Origin of the sequence: Streptomyces sp. NPDC053513, from assembly GCF_044544765.1 — a bacterium.
GTDB lineage: Bacteria > Actinomycetota > Actinomycetes > Streptomycetales > Streptomycetaceae > Streptomyces > Streptomyces litmocidini.
This window is the reverse complement of sequence record NZ_JBITXP010000033.1, coordinates 1-22,678: the sequence shown is the minus strand read 5'-3', so window position 1 is coordinate 22,678 and position 22,678 is coordinate 1. Positions and strand designations below refer to the sequence as shown.

Below are 22,678 nucleotides of genomic sequence, written 5' to 3'. Positions count from 1 at the left end.
CGCGCGGTTTGTGTCCCCGGTGCCCCCGGAACACCCCTGCGAGCTGTGGAAACAGGGCTCCCCGCGACCCCCTCCCCGCCCTACGATCATGCCGGGTGCCGCGCCGCGTGAGGTAGCCGCTGGCGCGCACCCGCCACCATTCTTCGCAGCTTTCTCTCTGACCAGGAAAAGGTCCGCAACGTGAAGATCCGCCGCATCCTGGCGACCGCAGTGGCCGCCGCCGTGACCACTCCGGTCGTGTTCCTCTCGGCCGCCCCCGCGTTCGCCGACACCAAGCCGTCGGCCCCGTCGACGCAGAAGCCCGCGACCCACGAGGACGACCCCGACGAGGACATGCCCTCGATCGAGGAGCTGAAGGCCGCCGTCGCGCTCGCGCAGAAGGAGTACGACGACGCCGTCGTCGAGCTCGCGAAGGCCAAGACGGACGTCGAGGCCCTCACCAAGGCCGACCACCCGCTGGCGGTCGCCGCCGCCGAGGCGAAGAAGGCCGCCGACGAGGCCGCCGCCAAGAAGACCGCCGCCGACGAGGCGCTCGGCAAGGCGGAGCAGGCCGTGAAGGACCTGCCCGTCGACGCGACCGAGGAGCAGAAGGCGGCCGCCGCGGCCGCCGTCACCGAGGCGAAGAAGGCCGCCGACGAGGCCGCCCTCGCGAAGACCGCCGCCGACACGAAGGCCAAGGCGGCTTCCACCGCCCTGGACGACGCGCGCGTGCAGGCGTTCCGGGTGCTGGAACTCGCCAAGAAGGCGAAGAAGGCCGCCGAGGAGAAGCTCGCCGAGGCCAAGGACGAGCTGGAGTTCGCCGAGGAGATGGAGGGGGAGTGCGCCGACGAGGCCCCCCTCAAGGTCGCGCTGACCGGCCCCAAGAAGGTCACGGCCGGCAAGAGCGCCCTCTTCTCGCTGCGCGTCAGCAACGAGACGGGCCGGAACCTGGACGCGGTCGAGGCCTACGTCAACGCCCTGCGGGCCCCCGAGTCCGACGACGAGGTCATCGACGAGGACACGGACCTGACCGACCGCTTCATCACCGTCGAGTGGTCCTCCGCCGACCACCTGGAGTGGACGCGCTTCACCGAGAAGTACCCCTCCATCGAGATCGGCGAGATCGCCAAGGGCGGTCACGCCGACGTGAAGCTGCGCCTCACCGTCGACGCGGACGCCCCGGCCGGCAAGGGCGTGGCCTTCGCCTTCAGCGCGTACGAGAACAACGACGGCAGCTGCGGCACCGGCGACGACTTCGCGACCATCGACTTCCAGATCGCCGCCGCCGACAAGGGCGACAAGCCGAAGCCCACGGACACGCCGACCCCGGCGCCGACCGTCACCACCGGCGGCAACACGAACACCACCCAGCAGGGCGGCTCGTCCGCCACCCCCGTGAACGGCACCCTCGCCGCCACCGGCGCGAACGACACCCTGCCGCTCGGCCTCGCCGCCGCCGGGGCCGTCGTCCTGGGCGCCGGCGCGCTGGTCGTCGCCCGCCGCCGCAAGGCCGGCGCCGACGCGTAAGGACCGCCCGGATCCCCCGTACGGCCGCGCTCCGGCCGCCGTGCGGGGGATCCGCCGTACCGGGGGCGCCGCCCGCCGTTCGGATCCCCGTCGCTCACCGTTCGGGATGAAACGCTCACTTCCGGTCGTATGAGCTGATCGCGAACATACCGGGGGTGACGGGAAGGCGCCCACGGTGATCGAAACGTGACCGGATACGCTGGCTTGAGTGAATGGACCGACACATCGACAATCCGAATGAGCGGTGTGCGGTCCGGACAGCGTCAGCAGGCGTCAGCAGACAGGAGACCCCCTCGTGACCGTCGTCGGGCCGTTCGGTCTTAGCGTGCGGGACCAGGCTCTTGAGGCCGATGTCCAGACCGGTTTGGCGGCTGTGGAGGCGGGCCTCCTGGACGCCACCAAGAGCGATGTCCCCTTCATCACGGAGGCCGCGCAGCACCTCGTCCTGGCCGGGGGGAAGCGGTTCCGCCCCCTGCTCGTGATGCTCGCCGCCCAGTTCGGCGACCCCTACGCGCCGGGCGTCGTGCCCTCCGCCGTGGTCGTCGAGCTCACCCACCTGGCCACGCTCTACCACGACGACGTCATGGACGAGGCCGACGTCCGCCGCGGCGTCGACAGCGCCAACACCCGGTGGGGCAACTCGATCGCCGTCCTCACGGGTGACTTCCTCTTCGCCCGCGCCTCGCACACGCTCGCGGACCTCGGCCCCGAGGCCGTACGCATCCAGTCCGAGGCGTTCGAACGGCTCGTGACCGGCCAGATCCTGGAGACGGCCGGCCCGATGGACGGCCGCGACCCCGTCGAGCACTACCTCGACGTCCTCGGCGGCAAGACCGGCTCCCTCGTCGCCGTCTCCTGTCGCTTCGGCGCCATGATGTCCGGCGCCGACGAGAGCGTCGTCGACACCCTCACCCAGTACGGCGAGCGGCTCGGCGTCGCCTTCCAGCTCGCCGACGACGTCCTCGACATCGCCTCCGACTCCCACGAGTCCGGCAAGACCCCCGGCACCGACCTCCGCGAGGGCATCCCGACCCTCCCCGTCCTCCACCTGCGGGCCGCCGCGGCCGCCCACGGGCGCCCGGAGGACCTGGAGCTCGTCGCCCTGATCGACGGCGACCTCAGCGACGACGAGCGGCACGCCGAGGCCCTGCGCCGGCTGCGCGCCCACCCCGCCCTGGAGCAGGCCCGCCGGGACACCGTGCGGTACGCCGAGGAGGCGCGCGCCATGCTCGCGCCGCTGCCCGACGGGTACGCGAAGGCGGCCCTGGCGGAGATGTGCGACGCCGTGGTCCACCGCGCGGGCTAGCCCTTCTCAGGGTCGGGTCATCCCGAAGCAGTACGCGAGGTTGATCCCGAGGGCTGACGATTCCGTGCCCCCGCCTTGGTGAGATGGAGACATCATCCACAGGGGCAGCACGGCACGGAGGTAACGCAGACCATGGCAGAGACCCGTAAGGCGAGCCGGTTCGTCGTCCCGGTCGCGGTGGCAGGAGTGGCCGCGGCGACCATCGGGCTCGTTCCGGCGCTGGCGGCGTCCGGCGACCCGGACCTGCCGAAGATCACGGCCCGGCAGCTCATCGAGAAGATCGCCGCCTCGGACACCCAGACCCTGTCCGGCACCTTCAAGATCTCCACCGACCTGGGGCTGCCGTCCCTCGGCGGCCTGGCGTCCGGCCTCGGGGGCCTGGACGGCGGCTCCGCGTCGGCGGACCCCTCCCAGAAGCTCACCGAGCTCGTCTCGGGCAGCCACACCCTGCGCGTGGCGGCGGACGGCCCCGAGCGCCAGCGGCTCACCCTGCTCGACGGATCCGACGAGTACAGCCTGATCCACAACGGCGACGACGTCTGGGCCTACGACAGCAAGTCGAACGAGGCCTTCCACGAGAAGGGCGCGTCGTCCGGCGCCCCCGAGAAGGACCGGGAGCTCCCCGGCACGCCCAAGCAGCTCGCCGACGAGGTCCTGAAGGCCGCGGGCGACACCACGTCGATCACGGTCGACGGGACGGCGAAGGTGGCCGGCCGGGACGCGTACCAGCTGGTGATCAAGCCGAAGCAGAGCGGTTCGACGGTCGAGTCGGTGAAGATCGCGGTGGACGCGGCGAACGGCACCCCGCTGAAGTTCACCCTCTCCTCGGTCGAGGGCGGCAAGCCGGTCGTCGACGCGGGCTTCACGAAGGTCGACTTCGGGAAGCCGGCCGCCTCCGAGTTCGCCTTCACCGCGCCGAAGGGCGCGAAGGTGACGGAGGACGCGGCGGAGAGGGCCGAGAAGGGCGAGAAGGTCCCCGGGGGCCTGCCGGAGGGCTTCGAGGAGGCCGTCCCCGGCCTCGGGGACTTCGGGAAGGACTTCGGGGAGGGCGGCGGCCCGGACCTCATCGGCGAGGGCTGGACGACGATCGCGAAGATCGACACGGGCGCGCCGGCACCCAAGACCGACGAGGCGCCGAAGGAGGTCCAGGGCTTCCTGGACTCCTTCGGCGACAAGGTCACCGGGAAGTTCGGCTCGGGCACCGTCTTCAAGACGAAGCTGGTGAACGCCCTCCTCACCGACGACGGCAAGGTCTACGTCGGCGCGGTGACGAAGGACGCCCTGGTGGACGCGGCGAACGCCGGCGAGTAGCGGCCGGGTTGGGACCCCGGGCGGGTCGGGGGCGATGGTCACCGACCCGCCCGGGAGCTCTTCGCGGTCCTACGGGAACGTCAGCTTGAAGCCGCTGATGTAACCCGTGTCGACCGACGCCTTGTCCTGGACGCGGAGCTTCCAGACGCCGTTGGCGACCTCGGAGGAGGCGTTCACGGTGTACGTCTGGTTGATGTTGTCGGCGCTGCCGCCGGCCCGGTTGCTCAGGTTGTAGACCGAGCCGTCGGGGGCGATCAGGTCGACGACCAGGTCGCCGATGTAGGTGTGGACGATGTCCACGCCCACCTTGAGGGTCGAGGGCGCGTTGCCCGCGACGCCGCTGACGGTGACCGAGGAGGTCACCGCGGCGCCGTTGTCCGGGATGGGGACGTCCGCGGTGTTCTCGAAGACCGTGCCGGTCGGCGGGGTCGTCGTCCCCGAGGACAGGTTCCAGACCGCGTACGCGATGGCGTCCGCGTTCCGGTCCAGGGCCGTGTCGTTGATGTTCGCCGTGGTGTCGCAGGACGAGTGGTAGCAGCGGTCGAAGGCCTGCCCGGCCGTACCGCCCCACTTCTGCGCCTGCGCCGACGTCTTGGTGTAGTCGGCGCCGGAGAACAGGCCGCCGACCGGTATGCCCACGTTCTTGAAGGGCGCGTGGTCCGAGCGGCCGTCGCCCTCGGTCTCGATCTCGGTGGGGATGCCGAGCCCGGCGTAGTAGTCCTTGAAGGTCTGCTCGATCGTCGGGTCGTCGTCGTAGACGAAGTAGCCCGGGTTCGGCGAGCCGATCATGTCGAAGTTCAGGTAGCCCTTGATCTTCGAACGCTCGGTGCTGGGAAGGTTGTTGACGTAGTACTTCGACCCGACGAGCCCGAGCTCCTCGGCGCCCCACCAGCCGAAGCGCAGGTGCTTCGTCGGCTGGAGCTGGGCGCGGGAGACGGCGAGCGCGGTCTCCAGGATCGCGGCGGACCCGGAGCCGTTGTCGTTGATGCCGGGGCCCGAGGTGACCGAGTCCAGGTGCGAGCCGGACATGATCACCTGGTTGGGGTCGCCGCCCGGCCAGTCGGCTATGAGGTTGTAGCCGGTGGCGCCGTTGTAGCTGAACTGCTGGAGCGTGGTGGTGTAGCCGGCGGCGTCCAGCTTCGCCTTCACGAAGTCGATCGAGGCCTTGTAGCCGGTACGGCCGTGGGCGCGGTTGCCGCCGTTGGCGGTGGCGATCGACTGGAGGTCCGCCAAGTGCTGCTTGACGTTGGCCAGTGAGATGTCGGGCGCGGCGACGGCCGAGGCCGCGGCCGGGCTGGCGGAGGCGCTGGTGCCGGTGAGTCCGGCGAGCGCGAGCGCCGTGAGTGCGGCGGCCGCGGTGGCGCGTCTGGGAACGGAGAGGTTCATGTGGGGGCTCCGGATTCCGAACGGGGATGGGACGGAACGTGCGAGACGCCTCGGGCGGCGGTGCCACGAGGCGTTGGAGCTGTACGAGTGCATGTGCGGTGTTCGGTTGTTCTGTTGTGCGTGCTGAATGTTCAGTGAGAATTTGACTTCACGTCAAGAGCGGAAACCGGTCAGGTGTGTTCGCTCACCGGACAACGGACCCGGAACGTGGTATGCCGCTTCCTCACAGGTCACGACGGATCACGACCGGACGGCCGATGACCTCGATGAAGCGGATCCGGCCGCGGACGACGCCGAGGCACTAGGGTCGGGCTCCCGGCTCGACGTCCTGAAGGAGCGCACGCAGATGAAGATCGCCGTACTGGGAACGGGCGAGGTCGGGCGCCGGCTCGCCACCAAGCTGGTCTCCCTCGGGCACGAGGTCGCCATGGGGTCCCGCACCGCCGACAACGCCGAGGCCGCCAAGTGGGCGGAGGAGCACGGCGGGACGCACGGCACCTTCGCCGACGCCACCGGCTCCGCCGAACTGGTCGTCAACGCGACCGGCGGGCTGGTCTCCCTCGCCGTCCTCCAGGCCGCGGGCGCCGCGAACCTGCGCGGCAAGGTCCTGATCGACGTGTCCAACGCCCTCGACTTCTCGGAGGGCTTCCCGCCCAAGGTCGGCCTGCCCGACGGCAGGAGCGTCGCCGAGCAGCTCCAGAGCGCCTTCCCGGAGACGCGCGTCGTCAAGACGCTCAACACCATGACCAACACCGTCATGGTCGAGCCCGGCCGGGTTCCGGGACACCACAACGTCTTCCTCAGCGGTGACGACGCGGACGCGAAGGCCGTGGTCGCGGAGCTGCTCGCCTCCTTCGGCTGGGCCGCCGACCGGATCATCGACCTCGGCGAACTGTCGAGCGCCCGCGCCACCGAGCAGCTCCTGCCGCTGTGGCTGCGGCTCTACGGGATGCTGGGCACCGGCGACTTCAACTTCGGCGTCGCGGGAGCCTGATGCCGCAGGTGGTCCAGGAGGCCCTCCGGCTCCGGGTAGGGCTCCTCCCGGGGCAGCAGCCGGCCGGCGGCCTCCAGGTCGCCGGCCCGGACCAGGGCGTGGGCCTCGTGGGCGAGCGCGGTCACGTCGGTGACGGAGACCGTCCACTCGTCCGCGTACCGGCGGGTCGCCTCGCCCGCCAGGCCGAGCTGGAGCGAGCGGTACGGGAGGGGCCGCAGGTGCGGGTCGCGCTCGGGGTCCCACTGGACCCGGGCCGGCGACTGCCGCAGCTGCCGCTTCCAGGAGGCCTGGTCGGTGTGGAAGCCGCGCTTGTAGTGGGAGAGGCAGGCGTTCCGCAGGGCCCACTCGAAGCCCTCGCGGGTGATCTCCACGGCGAGGACGGTCTCCTGGCCCTCCTTCGTTCCCCATCCGGAGCGGTACATCATCCACAGGAACGACGGCTTGATCCACGTCATCCGGTCCCGCTTCCAGGCCGCGGGGAAACGGCCGTCGCGGGCGGCGGCCCGGCCGATCTCGGGCCGGTACGCCTGGTAGACGGTGATCGTGCGCCCGGTGTGGAGCGCGCGGATCCGGTACTTCGGTTCTTCCATGCGCCCCAGGGTGCGGGGGCCGCCCGCGGGCGGGCCACCGGTTTTTCTCAGGACGCCCCCGCCGCCTCCCGCGCGTCGTAGGCCTCCCGGGCCGCCGCGATCTCGTGCTGGTGCTGCTCGGTCCAGGTCACCAGGGAGCGGATCGTGGTGTGCAAGGTCCCGCCCAGGGGCGTCAGTTCGTACTCCACGCGCGGCGGGACCACCGGGTGGACCGTGCGCCTCACCAGGCCGTCGCGCTCCAGCTGGCGCAACGTCACCGTCAGCATGCGCTGGCTGATGCCGTCGATCTCGCGCTTGAGCTCGGTGAACCGCAGGACGCGGCGGTCGAGGAGGGCGATGACGAGGAGGGACCACTTGTCGGCGACGCGGTCGAGGATCTGGCGCACCTCGCAGTCCTCGCGGGTGTCCCACTGGAAGGGGTCCGGATCCCCCGCGCCTCCGTGGGTTCCCCCGGTTCCCGCGCAGTGACCGGGGTACTTCGAAGTGCCTTCTTCCATGGCATCCGATGCTCCCGCAGGATGCAGGTGGTTACAAGAGGGAACCGAACCCCACGTTCGTAACCGGCCACCCCAACCCACCCCGCCCTGGAGACAGTTGTGTCCCTCCGTGCCTGGAGTCTGCTCCTCGTCCTCTGCGGGACGATCTTCCTCGAAGGCATCGACGTCGCCATGCTCGCCGTCGCCGTCCCCACCGTCCGCGCCGACCTGGGCCTCACCACCGGCACCGCCGCCTGGGTCATGTCCGCCTACGTCCTCGGCTACGCCGGCTTCACCCTCCTCGGCGGCCGCGCCGCCGACCTGCTCGGGCGGCGCCGGATGTTCCTCGGCTGGCTCGTCGTCTTCCTGGTCTTCTCCGGCCTCGGCGGATTCGCCCAGGAGGGCTGGACCCTGATCCTGGCCCGCTTCGTGACCGGCGTCGCCGCCGCCTTCATGACCCCGGCCGCCCTGTCGATCATCACCACCTCGTACGAGGAGGGTCCGCAGCGCAATCGGGCGCTCCTCGTCTTCGCCGGCACCGCCGCCGGCGGCTTCTCCCTCGGCCTCGTCAGCGGCGGGCTGCTCACCCAGCTCGGCTGGCGCTGGGTCTTCTTCGCCCCCGTCCTGCTCGCCGCCGCGATCCTGCTCGCCGCGCTCCGGCTGGTCCCGAAGGAGCCGCGCCCGACCCGGGCGAAGGGCGGCTTCGACCTCGGCGGGGCACTCACCGCCGCCGGGGCGATGCTGCTCCTGGCGTACGGCGTCGTCCGCCTGGAGCACGGGCTCGACGACTGGACGGTCACGGCCGCCGCGCTCGCCGCCGGGCTCCTCCTCGCCGGGGTCTTCGTCGCCGTCGAGCGCCGGGCCGCCACCCCGCTCGTCCGCCTCGGCATCCTCCGCAGGGCCCCGCTGCTCCGCGCCGACCTGGGCGCCCTGCTCTTCGTCGGCTCCTTCTTCGGCTTCCAGTTCGTCGCCACGCTCTACCTCCAGGAGCTGCGCGGCTGGTCCTCCCTGGAGACGGCGCTCGCCCTGCTCGTCATGGGCTGCGACGCGGTCCTCGCTCCGACGCTGACCCCACGCCTTGTGGCCCGCTTCGGCAACGCCCGGGTGATCCTCGGCGGCTTCGTCCTCGCCGTCGTCTCGTACGCGCTGTTCCTGCCGGTCGGCCCGGACTGGTCGTACGCGGCGATGTTCCCGACCCTGCTGCTCACCGGGATCGCCTTCGCCCTCGCGTACGGGCCGCTCACGATCGCCGGCACGGAGGGGGTCGCGGAGGAGGAGCAGGGGCTCGCGAGCGGGCTGCTCACCACGGCCACCCAGTTCGGCTCGGCGGTCGGCATCGCGGCGGTGACGGCGGCGTACGGTCTCGCGGGCGGCGGCCTCGGCGGCTTCCGGGCGGCGCTCGTCGTGCCCGTGGTGATGGTCGCGCTGGGGGCCTTGATCACGGCGACGGGGGTACGGGGCGGGCGGCGGACCGATGTCCCGGAAGGTGCGACCGAAGTCACGGCCTGAACGCCCCGGTACGCCCCTAATCTGGAGTGATGAACGATTCGCCCGGCAGCCCGCTGATCGAGGTCGCCGCCGCGTACATGCCCCGGCTCTCGGAGTTCTCCTTCGAGCCGGGGCTCGTGGCCGCCGTCGACCAGCACGCGGCGGCCGTGTGCGACGCGCTGATCCCGCCCCAGCGGGGTCCGGAGGGCCGGACCGTCCACCGGGAGGAGCTGGCCGACTACGTCCTCGGGTTCACCGACTGGCTCTCCGAGGTCGACTGGACCGAGCCCGTGGGCCACGACTTCGCGACCCTCCGCCTGACGGCGGTCTGCTGGCTGATCCGGGAGCACGACCTGCTGGGCGGTGTGAGTCCCGGCGCCTGAGCCGGACCGGCGGGCGCCTCCCGGAAGGCGCCCGCATCGGATCCATGGGCGGCTCCATCGGGGCCATGGGCGCCTACATCGGGTCCATGGGCGGCTCGTGGGACCCGCCGCGCTCGTCCCCCTCGCGTCGCACCGCGCGCTCCTGCGCCGCCGGCATCCCGCTCCGGGCGTCCTCGCGGCCCCGCTGGTAGGCCGAGATCTGGTCCTTCGCCCGGCCGCTCTCCTGCTCGGCGGCCGACAGCCAGCGCTCCCAACGGCCCCGCATCGGGGTGACGAGGCCGCCGCCGACGCCGACGATCACGACACCGGCGATCATGGCGAGCACGGCCGTGAGCACCGGGCCGGTGATCGCGGTCGCGATGCCCGCCTGGCCCAGCGCGGCGATGACGCCGAGGCCGACGATGAACGCCCAGGCCGCCGTGGCGAGGACCTTGCCGTAGGAGGCCCGGCCCAGCGCGCCCTCCACGATGTCCCGTACCGCGCGGGCGATGGCCATGGCGACGACGACGATGACGCAGGCGACGATCGCCCGCGGCAGCCAGGCGACGATACCGTTGATCATGACGCTGACCGGGTTGGGACCGAAGACCCCGAAGGCCAGCTGGAGGGCGATCAGCAGGATCGCGTAGTAGAGGATCTTGCAGATGATGCCGGTGGCGTCGTACTTCGATCCCCGGAGGGCGTTCGCGACGCCGCTGCGCTCGGCCATCCGCTCGAAGCCGACGCGGCGCAGGACGCGGTCGGCGACCTTGGCGATCATCTTGGCGACGAACCAGCCGATGAGCAGGATCACCAGGAAGCCGATGAACTTCGGGACGAACGCGGCGACGGCGGACCACGCGTCCGTGAATCCCTTGCCGAAGTCGACCGAGAGGGCGAGGGGCTGCGACATGGGGCCATCACTCCGCTCAGGAGGGGCCCCGTACCGCCGGGGCCTGGACTTGCGACACAACTACGCGCGCGTGCCGCACGCTCCTTGCCGGCGTCCGGGCTGGGCCGATGGGGTGGAAACCGGCGCGGCTCAGGCCTCCCCGCCGGCGTGCCCGTTCGCGGGGACGGCCTGCTGGGGAGCGGCCTGCGCGGAAGGGGCCTGCGTGGAGGCGGTCTGCGCGGAAGGGGTCTCCGCGGAAGCGGTCTCCGTACGGGCCGCGGAGACCGCCGCCTCGACCGCGGCCCGGCTCTTCCGGGCCGTCCGGAGCGCGTCCCAGGTGAGGAGCGTCAGGGCCAGCCAGACGAGGGAGAAGCCGGCCCAGCGCTCCGGCGGCATCTCCTCGTGGAAGTAGAGGATCCCGAGCAGGAACTGGAAGGTCGGCGCGAGGTACTGGAGCAGTCCGAGCGTGGACAGCGGTACGCGGATCGCCGCCGCCCCGAAGCAGACCAGGGGGGCCGCCGTGACGAGGCCGGTGGCGGCGAGCAGCGCCGTGTGGCCGGCGCCGTGGGAGCCGAAGGCCAGCGTGCCCCGCGTCCCGAGCCAGACGAGGTAGCCGAGGGCGGGCAGGAACTGGACGGCGGTCTCGGCGGCGAGCGACTCCAGTCCGCCGAGGTTGACCTTCTTCTTCACCAGGCCGTAGAGGGCGAAGGAGAACGCGAGGGTGAGCGAGATCCACGGCGGCCGCCCGTACCCGACGGCCAGGACGAGCACGGCCGAGAAGCCGACGCCGACCGCCGCCCACTGCGCGGGGCGCAGCCGCTCCTTGAGGACGAGGACGCCGAGGGCGATGGTGACGAGCGGGTTGATGAAGTAGCCGAGGGAGGCCTCGACGACGTGGCCCGTGTTGACGGACCAGATGTAGAGGCCCCAGTTCACGGTGATGACGGCGGCGGCCAGGGTGATCAGGCCGAGCTTGCGCGGGCTGCGCACGAGCTCGGACACCCAGCCCCAGCGGCGCAGCGCGAGCAGGGCGACGCCGACGAAGAGCAGGGACCACACCATGCGGTGGGCGAGGATCTCGACGGCCCCGGCGGGCTTGAGGAGGGGCCAGAAGAGCGGGACCAGTCCCCACATGCCGTAGGCGCCGATCCCGTAGAGCAGTCCTGCTCGTCCCTCGTTCTTCTCGGTCTTCACCCTGGACCTCCCGCCCTGTGCGCCGCGCCTGTCCCGTCGAAGGTAGCGCCGCACGGGGCGGGTTGTCATGCCCGTATCGCCATACGGTCATGACAGCGTCAGGAGGCGGCGAGCGCCTCCTCGATCGACACGGCGATCGGGGTGGTCGGGCGGCCGATGAGCCGGGCCAGGTCGCCGGTCCGCAGGGCGAGCGCGCCGCCCGCGACGGCCCGGTCGACGTCGACCAGGATCTCGGCGAAGGGGCGCGGGACCCCGGCGCCGGTGAGGATCTCCAGGTGGGTCGCGGCGGGGACGTCGCTGTACGTGATCTCCCGGCCGGACCGGGCGGCGACCTCGGCCGCGTACTCGGCGAAGGACCAGGCGGTGTCGCCGCTCAGCTCGTACGTCCTGTTCAGGTGCTCCTCGGCCGGGCCGGTCAGGACGGCGGCCGCGGCGGCGGCGTAGTCGGCGCGGGAGGCGGAGGCGACCCGGCCCTCGCCGGCGCTGGCGACGACGGCGCCGTGGGCCAGGACGGGGGCGAGGTTGGCCGTGTAGTTCTCGGAGTACCAGCCGTTGCGGAGGAAGGTGTACGGCAGGCCGGACGCCAGGATCAGCTCCTCGGTCGCCTTGTGCTCGTCGGCGAGCGTGAAGTCGGCCTCCGGGCCGCCGAGGACGCCGGTGTACGCGAGCTGGGCCACGCCGGCGGCCTTGGCCGCGTCGATCACGGCGCGGTGCTGGGCGACCCGCTGCCCGACCTCGCTGCCCGAGATGAGGAGCACCCGGTCGCCGGCCTCGAAGACCTCCGCCAGGGTCTCCGGGCGGCCGTAGTCGGCGACGCGGAGCTCGACCCCGCGCTCGGCCAGGTCGGCGGCCTTGGCCTTGTCGCGGACGACGGCGACGACGGACTCGGCGGGGACGGTCTCGAGGAGGGCGTCGACGACGAGACGGCCGAGCTGTCCGGTGGCTCCGGTGACGACGATGCTCATGGTGCTTCCTTCTTCCCGTGGGGTCCGGTGGGCGGTGCACTCACCGTGATGCACTCACCGTACGGTGGGCGCTATCTATTCGAAAGTACCCACTTTGAAGTAAGGTACTGGCATGGGAGTAAGTAAGCCGCCGAACGTGAACGAGCCGATGTGCCCCTCGCGCCTCGTCCTGGAGCACGTCACCAGCCGCTGGGGCGTCCTCGTCCTCGCGGCCCTCCTGGAGCGCTCGTACCGCTTCAGCGAACTGCGCCGCACGATCGGCGGCGTCAGCGAGAAGATGCTGGCCCAGACCCTTCAGACCCTGGAGCGCGACGGCTTCGTCCACCGCGATGCCAAACCCGTCATCCCGCCCCGCGTCGACTACAGCCTCACCGCCCTCGGCGAGGAGGCCGCCCGCCAGGTCTGGGAGCTCGCCCGCTGGACCGAGCGCCGGGTCCAGGCCGTCGAAGAGGCACGTGTGCGTTACGACACGGTGCGCGAAGCGTCCCAATGAGGTTGTAGCCCGGGCGAGTTGATCCGCGGCCCCGTACGATCTCGCTCACCGACCGGGGGATCGTGTGAGCGACCGTGGGGGAATCGTGAGGGACGCGTACGGAAGAACGCTGCGCACCGCCGCCGTACTGGCGGCGGGCGCGGCACTCCTGGCGGGCTGTTCGTCGGGAGGCGGCGGGGACGAGGCGAAACCGTCCCGAGCGAAACCGAGCACCAGCGCGCCCGGGACGCCGACCACGTCCCCGACCGCACAGGGCTTCACCCCCGACCCGGAGAAGGCGCCGCGCAACGCGGCCGACGCGAAGCGGATCGCCCTCGCGATCGTGGGGGAGCCCGACGACTGGGGGCCCGACTTCGTCAAGCGCAGCCCGTACCTCAGCGCTCCCGGCTACTGGCCGGTCCTCGACACGGACTGCGCGTGGGAGGCCGGGACCGCGCCCCGGTCCGTCCTCTACAGCGTCACCACCTACAGCGAGATCCCGGCCGCCGGCGGCAAGGGACCCCTCCGGGTCGCCACCACCGTCACCGTCCACCGCACCGACACCGACGCCGACTGGGAGATGGCCTCGACCCTGGAGGAAGCGCTGCGCTGCCCGGAACAGGAGTTGCGTCAGGGCGAACGCATTACCGGCCTCAAGTCGCTCGCCGTCCCCTACGGTGCCGACGAGAACCTGGACACCCTTATGGAGCAGGGCTCGTACCTCGCCGACGCCTTCAAGGGACCGCAGTACTACAGCTGGTACCAGCTGCGCATCGGGCAGGTCAGTATCGCCGCCGTCGTCAAGGGAGCCCCCGGCCGCACCCCGGCGGAGGGCAACACCGCCCAGATCCGGGTCACCGGCCTCATGCAGGCACGCGCCAAGGCGCAGTTGGGAGCCACGTCGTGAGTCCGATGGCCGATCCCGCGCCCGGCGCGCTCCAGCCACTGCTCCCCGCCGACCCGTCCACGATCGCCGGCTACCGACTCCTCGGCCGCCTCGGCGCCGGCGGCATGGGCGTCGTCTACCTCGGCCGCACCGGCACCGGCGAGCTCGCCGCCGTGAAGGTCACCCACGCCGACCAGGCCGACCAGCCCGACTTCCGGGCCCGCTTCCGCCGCGAGGTCGAGGCCGCGCGCCGGGTCGTCAGCCCCTGGGCCGTGCCCGTGACGGGCGCCGACCCCGACGCCCCCGAACCGTGGATGGCGACCGCCTTCGTGCCCGGCCCGTCCGTCGGCGAGGCCGTCCGCGCCCACGGGCCGCTGCCCGAGCGGAGCGTACGGATCCTCGGCGGCGCCGTCGCCCGCGCGCTCGCCGCCGTCCACGCGGCCGGACTCGTGCACCGGGACGTGAAGCCCGGGAACGTCCTCCTCGCCGTGGACGGCCCCCGTCTCATCGACTTCGGTATCGCCCGCACCACCGGGGAGACCGCACTCACCGCGACCGACGTGGTCGTCGGCACCCCGGGCTTCCTCGCCCCCGAGCAGGCCGAGGCCCGCACCGACGCCATCGGTCCGCCCGCCGACGTCTTCGCCCTCGGCTGCCTCCTCGCGTACGCCGCGACCGGCCGCCCCCCCTTCGGCACCGGCGCCGTGGACGCCCTCATGTACCGCACCGTCCACGACGAACCGGACCTCGCCGACGTACCGGAGGACCTGCTCCCGCTCCTGGCGGCCTGCCTCGCCAAGAACCCCGCCGACCGGCCCACCGCCGAGGAGATCGCCGACCGGCTCACCGAGGACACCCCCGGCGCCGCCGCCGACTGGCTGCCCGCGCCCGTCGTCACCACCATCGCCGAACGCTCGGCGGCCATGCTCGCCCTGCCCGACATCGACGCCACGGCGCCCGGCACGGACCCCGACGCCCCCGCGAAGCCCAGCCGGCGCGGTTTCCTGCTGCTCGGCGCCGGTGCCGCCGTGCTCGCGGCGGGCGGCGGCGCCTTCGCCCTGTTCAACCGGGACGACGACACCGGCGCCGACGGGAAGCACCCCGCGCCCAAGCCCCGGAACACCTGGGCCATCGGCGTCCTCGCCGACCTCTCCGGGCCCGCCCGGGAGATCGGCCGGGCCCAGGAGCGCGGCGCCCGGCTCGCCGTCGAACGGTTCAACGCCGCGCACAAGGGCAAGCCCTTCACCCTCGAACTCAAGGTCTCCGACGACCGGGGGCAGAGAACCGGCGCCCTCGCCGCCGCCCGGCGGCTCACCACCGACCCCTCCGTGCTCGCCGTCCTCGGCCCCACCTCTGACTACACCGGCATCGCCGCGCTCCCCGCCTTCGAGGAGGCCGACGTGCCGCTCCTCACCACCTCGGCCGGCTACCACCTCTTCACCCTGCGCGGCGACGCCGGCGGCGTCCCGAACACGACGGTCCTCCGCGCCATCCCGCAGCACTTCATCGCGGGCGTCTACCTCGCCTGGTCTGCCACGCTCCTGCCGCAGATCCGCCGTCCCGGAGTCCTCCAGGAGCGCACCGACGACCCGTACAGCTGGCAGTACACCAGCGGCGTCCGCTACGGCTTCGACCAGGCCGGCATCACGCCGCACTTCCGGGTCGTCCCGGGCCGGGCCGTCGACTACCGTTCGATCATCGGGGAGATGATCGACGCCGGCATCGACGCCTACGTCCACAACGGCGTCCGCTCCACCGCCGTGCTCGCCGCCCGCGCCCTGAAGCAACTCGGCTTCACCGGACCCCGGTTCACCGGCCAGCACGTCTTCGGTCCGGAGTTCCTGAAGGAGGCCGGGAGCGACGCCGAGGGCTGGTTCGTCTGCGCGCCCGTCATGGACCCCGTCCAGCGGGCCGCCGACCCGAAACAGAAGCCCGCCGACCGCAAGCTCACCCAGGACTTCCTCGACGCCCACCGCAAGCGCTACGGCACCGCCCCGGCCTACTACACCGGCGAGTCCTTCGACGTGGTCGGCATGGTGGCGTCCTGGCTCGCCACGAGCGCCGCCAAGGGCCCGCTCACCCGCAAGGGTCTGTGGGGGGCCCTGCGCAAGCAGAAGTACACCGGAGCCATGGGCGGTTACCAGTTCCGTGAGAACGGCGAGCTCAAAGGCATCGGCACCTTCCTCTACGGCGTACAGAAGGGGGCCTACAAGTACCTCGGCCCCGCCCCCGCCGAGCCCAACAAGCGCAAGAAGGCCTGAGCGTGCAGCCGCTGAAGAAGGCCGACCCCTCCTCCCTCGCCGGCTACCGCCTCCTCGGGCGGCTCGGTACCGGCGGCATGGGTGTGGTCTACCTCGCCCGAACCTCCGGCGGCGCGCTCGCCGCGCTCAAGCTGATCCGCGCCGAGCACGCCGCCGACCCCGGCTTCCGGGCTCGCTTCCGCCGCGAGGCGACCGCCGCCGAGCGGATCACCGGCCGCTGGGTCGTCCGCGTCCTCGGCGCCGACCCGGAGGCCCGCGAGCCGTGGCTCGCCACCGAGTACGTGCCCGGGCCCTCGCTCGCCGAGGCCGTCGCCCTGCACGGCGCCCTGCCCGAGCCGACCGTGCGGGCCCTCGGCGCGCGGCTCGCCGACGCCCTCGACGGCATGCACGCGGCAGGGCTCGTCCACCGGGACGTCAAGCCCGGCAACGTCCTCCTCGCCCTCGACGGGCCCCGGCTCATCGACTTCGGCATCGCCCGGGTCAGCGGTGCCACCGCGCTCACCGCGACCGACGCGATGATCGGCACCCCCGGCTTCCTCGCCCCCGAACAGGCCCGGGTCGCGGGGGCGGGCGAGGTCGGCCCGGCCGCCGACGTCTTCTCGCTCGGCTGCGTCCTCGCGTACGCGCTGACGGGCGAACGCCCCTTCGGTACGGGCGCGGTGGCGGCCGTGGTCTACCGCACGGTCCACGAGGAGCCCGACCTCGCCGACGTGCAGGACACCCTGCTCCCGCTCGTCACCGCCTGCCTCGCCAAGGATCCCGCGGACCGGCCCAGCGCCGCCGAGGTACGCGACGCCCTCGGCCCATACGAGGGCCCGCCGGCCGGGAACTGGCTGCCTGCCGGCCTGCCCGCGCTGATCGCCCAGCGCTCGTCGCGGGTCCTCGACCTGCCGGTCGCCGACCCGACCGTGCTCAACCCCGAGGAGCCTCACGGGACTTCGCGGCGCCGCTTCCTCGTGCTCGGCGCGGCCGGGGCCGTCGCGGGCACGGTCGGCGTCACCGCCTGGCTGCTCGGCCGCGACCCGGGAAACGGTACGGGCGGCGGGACCGTACGGACGGCGTACACGCTCGGCGTCGTCACCGACCTCAGCGGCCCGACGAAGGTGGACGGGCGCGCCCAGGAACGCGGGCTGCGCCTCGCCGCGGAGACCTTCAACGCCCGTACGGACCGGCCCTTCGACCTGGTGCTCAAGGTGACGGACGACGGGGCCGACCCGAAGCGGGCCACCGCCGGCGCCCGCGCCCTCCTCAAGGACCCGGCTCTGGTCGCCGTCCTCGGCCCCACGACCACCGGGACGGCCAAGGCGGCGGCGGACGTGCTCGTGGATCTGAGGGTGCCCATGCTGGGCCTGGTGCCGTCGGTCGCGATCGGGGAAATCCGGGGCCAGACAGACGAGCTGCGCACGTACTTCGAGATGCGGCCCAGCGCCGAAGTGATGATCGTGCCCTTCGGCCGCTACCTCAGCGAGCACCACCTGGGCCGCACCGCCGTCATCGAGGACCGGGCCGCCGGCACCTACAGCTGGAGCGCCGCCCAGAGCGCGCGGAACTCGCCCCCCGCCGGAGGCACGGTCACGGTGCACCGGGTCGCGGCGGACACCGAGGACTTCGCCGGGGCGGTCCGGGCGGCACTCGCCACCTCGCCGACGGGCGTGTTCTACATGGGGACGTCGCCGCGCCGTGCCGCCCTGTGCGCCAAGGCCCTGCGGCAGCAGGGCTACAGGGGCCCGCGCGGAAGCGTCGAGGCCGCGCTCGGGCCGGAGTTCCCCGCCATGGCGGGTCCGGCCGCCGAGGGCTGGTACTTCGGTACGGGCTACACCGACCCCGACACGGTCCCGGGCGCGAAGGAGTTCGCGGCCGCGTACCGCAAGCGCTGGAAGCTCGCGACGACGGATCCGGTCGACCGGTTCGCGGTGGAGTCGTACGACGCCCTGAACTGGACGGTTCAGGCTCTCCGGACCGCGATCCGGAGGAACGCGGGGCACCAGGCGGCGGCGGTGGCGAACGCGTTCGCGAAGGACGACCAGGCGTACCGCGGCGTGGCCAGGTCCTACAACGCCCTCTCCAACGACCGATCGGATTCCCAGCTCGTAGGGCTGTCCCTCTGGCAGATCGTGTCCGGAAGGCCCCGCTGCCTCGGCCCGTACACCGAGGCGGCGAAGCGCGACGACTGACCGCGCGGCCGGTCGGGGTCGGCGGACCCGGACCGACCGCGCGGGCGGGCGTCGGCCGACGGGTGTCAGCCCACGACCGTCCAGGTGTCGTTGCCCGCGAGGAGCTGGCCCAGGTCGCCCTTGCCGTACCGCTCGACGGCCGTCTCCAGCTGCTCCGCCATCAGCGTGTCGTACACCGGGCGGTCCACCGAGCGGAAGACGCCGATCGGGGTCTGGTGCAGGGTGTCCGGGTCGGCCAGGCGGGAGAGCGCGAAGGCGGTCGTCGGGGTCGCGGCGTGGGCGTCGTGGACGAGGATCCGGGACTCGTTGTCCGGGGTGACCGTGACGACCTGGAGGTCGCCGGTGGCCGGGTCGCGGACGACGCCCTTCTCGTTCTCGGCGCCGAAGCGGATCGGCTGCCCGTGTTCGAGGCGGATGACCGCCTCCTTCGCCTGGTCCTTGTCCTTGAGGACCTCGAAGGCGCCGTCGTTGAAGATGTTGCAGTTCTGGTAGATCTCGACGAGCGCCGTGCCGTTGTGCTCGGAGGCCTGGCGGAGCACCTCGGTGAGGTGCTTGCGGTCGGAGTCGACCGTGCGGGCCACGAAGCTCGCCTCCGCGCCCAGCGCCAGCGACACCGGGTTGAAGGGGGCGTCGAGGGAGCCCATCGGGGTCGACTTGGTGATCTTGCCGACCTCGGAGGTGGGGCTGTACTGGCCCTTGGTGAGGCCGTAGATCCGGTTGTTGAAGAGCAGGATCTTCAGGTTCACGTTGCGGCGCAGGGCGTGGATGAGGTGGTTGCCGCCGATGGACAGCGCGTCGCCGTCGCCCGTGACCACCCACACCGACAGGTCGCGGCGCGAGGTGGCGAGACCGGTGGCGATGGCCGGGGCGCGGCCGTGGATGGAGTGCATCCCGTAGGTGTTCATGTAGTACGGGAAGCGGGAGGAGCAGCCGATGCCGGAGACGAAGACGATGTTCTCCTTCGCCAGCCCGAGCTCGGGCATGAAGCCCTGCACGGCGGCGAGGACCGCGTAGTCACCGCAGCCGGGACACCAGCGGACCTCCTGGTCCGACTTGAAGTCCTTCATGGACTGCGCGGCCTCGGCCTTCGGCACCAGGTGCAGCAGGGGCTCAGGCATCGATGACCTCCTTGAGGGCGGCGGCGAGCTGCTCGGCCTTGAACGGCATGCCGTTGACCTGGGTGTGGCTGCGGGCGTCGACGAGGTACTTCGCCCGGACGAGGGTGGCGAGCTGGCCGAGGTTCATCTCGGGGATCACGACCTTCTCGTACCGCTTCAGCACCTCGCCGAGGTTCTTGGGGAAGGGGTTGAGGTGGCGCAGGTGGGTCTGGGCGATGGCGCCGCCTTCGCGGCGGATGCGGCGGACGGCCGCCGTGATCGGCCCGTAGGTGGAGCCCCAGCCGAGGACCAGGGTGCTCGCGCCGTCCGGGTCGTCGACCTCGACGTCGGGCACCTCGATGCCGTCGACCTTGGCCTGGCGGGTGCGGACCATGAACTCGTGGTTCGCGGGGTCGTACGAGATGTTGCCGGTGCCGTCCTGCTTCTCGATGCCGCCGATGCGGTGCTCCAGACCGGGGGTGCCGGGCACGGCCCAGGGGCGGGCCAGGGTCTCGGGGTCGCGCTTGTACGGCCAGAAGACCTCGGTGCCGTCGGCCAGCTCGTGGTTCGGACCGGTCGCGAAGGGCGTCTTCAGGTCGGGGAGCTCGTCGACCTCGGGGACGCGCCAGGGCTCGGAGCCGTTGGCCAGGTAGCCGTCGGAGAGCAGGAAGACCGGGGTGCGGTACGTGAGCGCGATGCGGGCGGCGTCGAGGGCGGCGTCGAAGCAGTCGGCCGGCGTCTTCGGGGCCACGACCGGCACCGGGGCCTCGCCGTTGCGCCCGTACATCGCCTGGAGGAGGTCGGCCTGCTCGGTCTTGGTGGGCAGACCGGTGGACGGGCCGCCGCGCTGGATGTCGACGATCAGCAGCGGCAGCTCCAGCGAGACGGCGAGGCCGATGGTCTCGGACTTCAGCGCCACACCGGGGCCGGAGGTGGTGGTGACGGCGAGCGAACCGCCGAAGGCGGCGCCGAGCGCGGCGCCGATGCCGGCGATCTCGTCCTCGGCCTGGAACGTGCGCACGCCGAAGTTCTTGTGCTTGCTGAGCTCGTGCAGGATGTCCGAGGCCGGGGTGATCGGGTACGAGCCGAGGTAGAGCGGCAGGTCGGCCTGGCGGCCGGCGGCGATCAGTCCGTACGAGAGGGCCAGGTTCCCCGAGATGTTCCGGTAGGTGCCGGTGGGGAAGGCCCGGGTCGCGGGGGCGACCTCGTAGGAGACGGCGAAGTCCTCCGTCGTCTCGCCGAAGTTCCAGCCGGCCCGGAAGGCGGCCACGTTGGCCTCGGCGATCTCCGGCTTCTTCGCGAACTTCTGGCGCAGGAAGGTCTCGGTGCCCTCGGTGGGGCGGTGGTACATCCAGGAGAGCAGCCCGAGCGCGAACATGTTCTTGCTCCGCTCGGCCTCCTTCCGGGAGAGCCCGAAGTCCTTGAGGGCCTCCAGGGTGAGCGTCGTCAGCGGCACGGGGTGCACCCGGTACCCGTCGAGCGAGCCGTCCTCCAGGGGGGAGACGGTGTACCCGACCTTGGCCATCGCGCGCTTCGCGAACTCGTCGGTGTTGACGATGATCTCTCCGCCGCGCGGCACGTCCCCGAGGTTCGCCTTGAGTGCGGCGGGGTTCATCGCGACCAGCACGTTCGGGGCGTCGCCCGGGGTCAGGATGTCGTGGTCGGCGAAGTGCAGCTGGAAGGACGACACGCCCGGCAGGGTCCCGGCGGGTGCCCGGATCTCGGCCGGGAAGTTCGGCAGCGTGGAGAGGTCGTTCCCGAAGGACGCCGTCTCCGAGGTGAAGCGGTCACCCGTGAGCTGCATGCCGTCACCGGAGTCACCCGCGAAACGGATGATCACCCGGTCGAGCCGGCGCACTTCCTTCTCGGTGCCGTGGTGGGGCGTCGCCGGGGCGCTGCGCTGCTCCCCGACCAGGGCCTCACCGGCCTCGCTACTGACCTGGCTGGTCACTGAACTGGACCTCCCTCGCGGCAAGGGGACTCTCCGCCGGAGGCGGGGAGAAGGCTCGGGCGCGGCCGGTGACCACCGGTCGATCGTCGATCACTCGCCGATCCCCGGAGATCACCTTTCGTCCCGAGGCCCACCCTACGACGGTAAGGGGGCCCTTCCCGGGACTTCTCGCATCGTGGACCTCTTTTTGAGACGTCCTCTTGTCTGGAATTGTCACGATCTGCCGCCACCCGGAGGTTCCGGAAAGTCGGATTCCGCCTCATCCTTTGGACCTAGGGCCCGGGACCAGGTTATCTGACAGGGTGTCAGACGATCAGGACTTCAGGTACGTCAACACCGCGAGTACCCGGCGGTGATCACCGTCACTCGGGGAGAGGCCCAGCTTCAGGAAGATATTGCTGATGTGCTTCTCCACCGCGCCGTCGCTCACCACCAGCGCCTTCGCGATCGCCGAGTTCGTCCGGCCCTCCGCCATCAGACCGAGGACCTCCCGCTCGCGCGGGGTCAGGTTCGCCAGCACGTCCTGCTGACGGCTCCGGCCCAGCAGCTGCTGCACGACCTCGGGGTCGAGCGCCGTACCGCCCCCGGCCACCCGGACGACGGCGTCCACGAACTCCCGGACCTCCGCGACCCGGTCCTTCAGGAGGTACCCCACGCCCCGGGTGGAACCGGCCAGGAGTTCGGTGGCGTACTGCTCCTCCACGTACTGCGACAGCACCAGCACCCCGAGGCCCGGGTACTCCTTGCGCAGCCGCACCGCCGCCCGCACGCCCTCGTCGGTGTGCGTCGGCGGCATCCGCACGTCCGCCACCACCACGTCCGGCAGCGCGCCCTCGTCCGCGAGCCCCGCCACCGTCTTCACCAGCGCCTCGCCGTCCCCGACCCCGGCGACGACCTCGTGCCCCAGATCCGTCAGGAGCCGGGTCAGCCCCTCCCTGAGCAGGACGGAATCCTCGGCGATGACCACCCGTACCCGCCCCGCCACGTCTTGCGTGCTCACGCCTTGCGCCCCCATGCTCCGGTCCTCCGACAAGACCTTCAGCATGGCACCTGAGCCCCTCACCCGCGCCCACCTGCCCCATCCGGCCGCCCCCGACCCTCGCGGGGCAGCACCCCTACCGGCACGGACCCGCGCCCGCCGGGGCGGCGCCCACCCGCCCGCGCGGGACCTGCGCCCACCGGGGCGGCTCCCCCTGCCTGTGTGGGCCCGCGCCCGTGCTGGGCGTTGCCCCCTGCCCGTGCGGGCCGCGCCCGCCTGAGCGGTTCCCCCTGCCCGTGTGGGCAATCGTCCCGCTGGGGCGGGACGGGTGGGCACACGGGACGGCGCCCTGAGCGGCGCCTCCGCGTCCCGAGCCTGAACCCGCACC

The 22,678-nt window shown here is 72.2% G+C and carries 19 protein-coding genes; 10 read left to right on the top strand and 9 right to left on the bottom strand.

The genetic code is table 11. The features are described 5' to 3' along the window. Window positions 1-180: 180 nt before the first annotated feature. The 3 genes from ACIGW4_RS34265 (at window position 181) to ACIGW4_RS34255 (ending at window position 4,123) form a co-directional block, all read left to right on the top strand. Window positions 181-1,506, top strand: a complete 1,326-nt coding sequence (locus ACIGW4_RS34265) for an LPXTG cell wall anchor domain-containing protein (RefSeq protein WP_399585306.1) — start codon at window positions 181-183, stop codon at window positions 1,504-1,506. 295 nt (window positions 1,507-1,801) lie between these two features. Beyond that, complete coding sequence (locus ACIGW4_RS34260; RefSeq protein ID WP_093874606.1) at window positions 1,802-2,812, top strand: polyprenyl synthetase family protein; 1,011 nt, start codon at window positions 1,802-1,804, stop codon at window positions 2,810-2,812. A gap of 132 nt (window positions 2,813-2,944) precedes the next feature. Beyond that, window positions 2,945-4,123 (top strand): outer membrane lipoprotein carrier protein LolA, encoded by a 1,179-nt coding sequence (locus tag ACIGW4_RS34255; protein WP_398710097.1) that lies wholly within the window; start codon window positions 2,945-2,947, stop codon window positions 4,121-4,123. A 69-nt stretch (window positions 4,124-4,192) separates the two neighbouring features. Here the strand turns inward: ACIGW4_RS34255 and ACIGW4_RS34250 are convergent, their stop codons facing one another. Continuing rightward, window positions 4,193-5,509, bottom strand: coding sequence for a M28 family metallopeptidase (locus ACIGW4_RS34250; RefSeq protein ID WP_399585303.1), 1,317 nt, complete (start codon window positions 5,507-5,509; stop codon window positions 4,193-4,195). A 346-nt stretch (window positions 5,510-5,855) separates the two neighbouring features. Between ACIGW4_RS34250 and ACIGW4_RS34245 the strand changes: the two genes are divergently transcribed. Next, complete coding sequence (locus tag ACIGW4_RS34245) at window positions 5,856-6,503, top strand: NADPH-dependent F420 reductase (protein WP_123454542.1); 648 nt, start codon at window positions 5,856-5,858, stop codon at window positions 6,501-6,503. On the opposite strand, the gene ACIGW4_RS34240 is transcribed toward ACIGW4_RS34245, so the two are convergent. Beyond that, window positions 6,452-7,093, bottom strand: a complete 642-nt coding sequence (locus ACIGW4_RS34240; protein WP_399585301.1) for a DUF4291 domain-containing protein — start codon at window positions 7,091-7,093, stop codon at window positions 6,452-6,454. The genes ACIGW4_RS34245 and ACIGW4_RS34240 overlap by 52 nt on opposite strands. Window positions 7,094-7,140: 47 nt before the next feature. Further along, window positions 7,141-7,590: a helix-turn-helix domain-containing protein gene (locus ACIGW4_RS34235; protein WP_123454546.1), complete on the bottom strand. Its 450-nt coding sequence runs from the start codon at window positions 7,588-7,590 to the stop codon at window positions 7,141-7,143. Between the two features lie 99 nt (window positions 7,591-7,689). On the opposite strand from ACIGW4_RS34235, the gene ACIGW4_RS34230 reads away from it, so the two are divergent. After that, window positions 7,690-9,078 carry an MFS transporter gene (locus tag ACIGW4_RS34230; protein ID WP_399585299.1) on the top strand — a complete coding sequence of 463 codons (1,389 nt, stop codon included), beginning with the start codon at window positions 7,690-7,692 and terminating at the stop codon, window positions 9,076-9,078. A gap of 29 nt (window positions 9,079-9,107) precedes the next feature. Then, window positions 9,108-9,440 (top strand): DUF6401 family natural product biosynthesis protein, encoded by a 333-nt coding sequence (locus ACIGW4_RS34225; RefSeq protein WP_123454549.1) that lies wholly within the window; start codon window positions 9,108-9,110, stop codon window positions 9,438-9,440. Window positions 9,441-9,513: 73 nt separating this feature from the next. On the opposite strand, the gene ACIGW4_RS34220 is transcribed toward ACIGW4_RS34225, so the two are convergent. The 3 genes from ACIGW4_RS34220 to ACIGW4_RS34210 all read right to left on the bottom strand — a co-directional run bounded on the left by ACIGW4_RS34220 (window position 9,514) and on the right by ACIGW4_RS34210 (window position 12,470). Then, the gene (locus ACIGW4_RS34220; RefSeq protein WP_399585297.1) at window positions 9,514-10,332 is read right to left on the bottom strand and encodes a hypothetical protein; all 819 of its coding nucleotides are present in this window, start codon (window positions 10,330-10,332) and stop codon (window positions 9,514-9,516) included. 129 nt (window positions 10,333-10,461) lie between these two features. Next, window positions 10,462-11,445, bottom strand: coding sequence for an EamA family transporter RarD (gene rarD, locus ACIGW4_RS34215; RefSeq protein ID WP_399585362.1), 984 nt, complete (start codon window positions 11,443-11,445; stop codon window positions 10,462-10,464). 158 nt (window positions 11,446-11,603) lie between these two features. Then, a complete protein-coding gene (locus ACIGW4_RS34210; RefSeq protein WP_359591481.1) occupies window positions 11,604-12,470 on the bottom strand; it encodes an SDR family oxidoreductase in 867 nt (288 codons plus the stop codon). A gap of 112 nt (window positions 12,471-12,582) precedes the next feature. On the opposite strand from ACIGW4_RS34210, the gene ACIGW4_RS34205 reads away from it, so the two are divergent. From ACIGW4_RS34205 to ACIGW4_RS34190, 4 genes are all read left to right on the top strand, one after another. After that, entirely contained in the window at window positions 12,583-12,963 is a 381-nt protein-coding gene (locus ACIGW4_RS34205) for a winged helix-turn-helix transcriptional regulator (RefSeq protein ID WP_398710105.1), read from the top strand. Between the two features lie 85 nt (window positions 12,964-13,048). Then, window positions 13,049-13,849 (top strand): hypothetical protein, encoded by an 801-nt coding sequence (locus ACIGW4_RS34200; RefSeq protein WP_398710107.1) that lies wholly within the window; start codon window positions 13,049-13,051, stop codon window positions 13,847-13,849. A gap of 5 nt (window positions 13,850-13,854) precedes the next feature. Then, window positions 13,855-16,089 carry a bifunctional serine/threonine-protein kinase/ABC transporter substrate-binding protein gene (locus tag ACIGW4_RS34195; RefSeq protein WP_123454557.1) on the top strand — a complete coding sequence of 745 codons (2,235 nt, stop codon included), beginning with the start codon at window positions 13,855-13,857 and terminating at the stop codon, window positions 16,087-16,089. 2 nt (window positions 16,090-16,091) lie between these two features. After that, window positions 16,092-18,263, top strand: a complete 2,172-nt coding sequence (locus ACIGW4_RS34190; protein ID WP_399585294.1) for a bifunctional serine/threonine-protein kinase/ABC transporter substrate-binding protein — start codon at window positions 16,092-16,094, stop codon at window positions 18,261-18,263. Window positions 18,264-18,328: 65 nt separating this feature from the next. Here ACIGW4_RS34190 and ACIGW4_RS34185 read toward each other — a convergent pair whose 3' ends face one another. The 3 genes from ACIGW4_RS34185 to ACIGW4_RS34175 all read right to left on the bottom strand — a co-directional run bounded on the left by ACIGW4_RS34185 (window position 18,329) and on the right by ACIGW4_RS34175 (window position 22,296). Further along, window positions 18,329-19,381 carry a 2-oxoacid:ferredoxin oxidoreductase subunit beta gene (locus ACIGW4_RS34185; RefSeq protein WP_359591491.1) on the bottom strand — a complete coding sequence of 351 codons (1,053 nt, stop codon included), beginning with the start codon at window positions 19,379-19,381 and terminating at the stop codon, window positions 18,329-18,331. After that, entirely contained in the window at window positions 19,374-21,311 is a 1,938-nt protein-coding gene (locus ACIGW4_RS34180) for a 2-oxoacid:acceptor oxidoreductase subunit alpha (protein ID WP_359591493.1), read from the bottom strand. The genes ACIGW4_RS34185 and ACIGW4_RS34180 overlap by 8 nt, the downstream gene beginning before the upstream one ends. Before the next feature lie 313 nt (window positions 21,312-21,624). Next, window positions 21,625-22,296: a response regulator transcription factor gene (locus ACIGW4_RS34175; protein WP_359591498.1), complete on the bottom strand. Its 672-nt coding sequence runs from the start codon at window positions 22,294-22,296 to the stop codon at window positions 21,625-21,627. Between the last annotated feature and the right edge of the window lie 382 nt (window positions 22,297-22,678).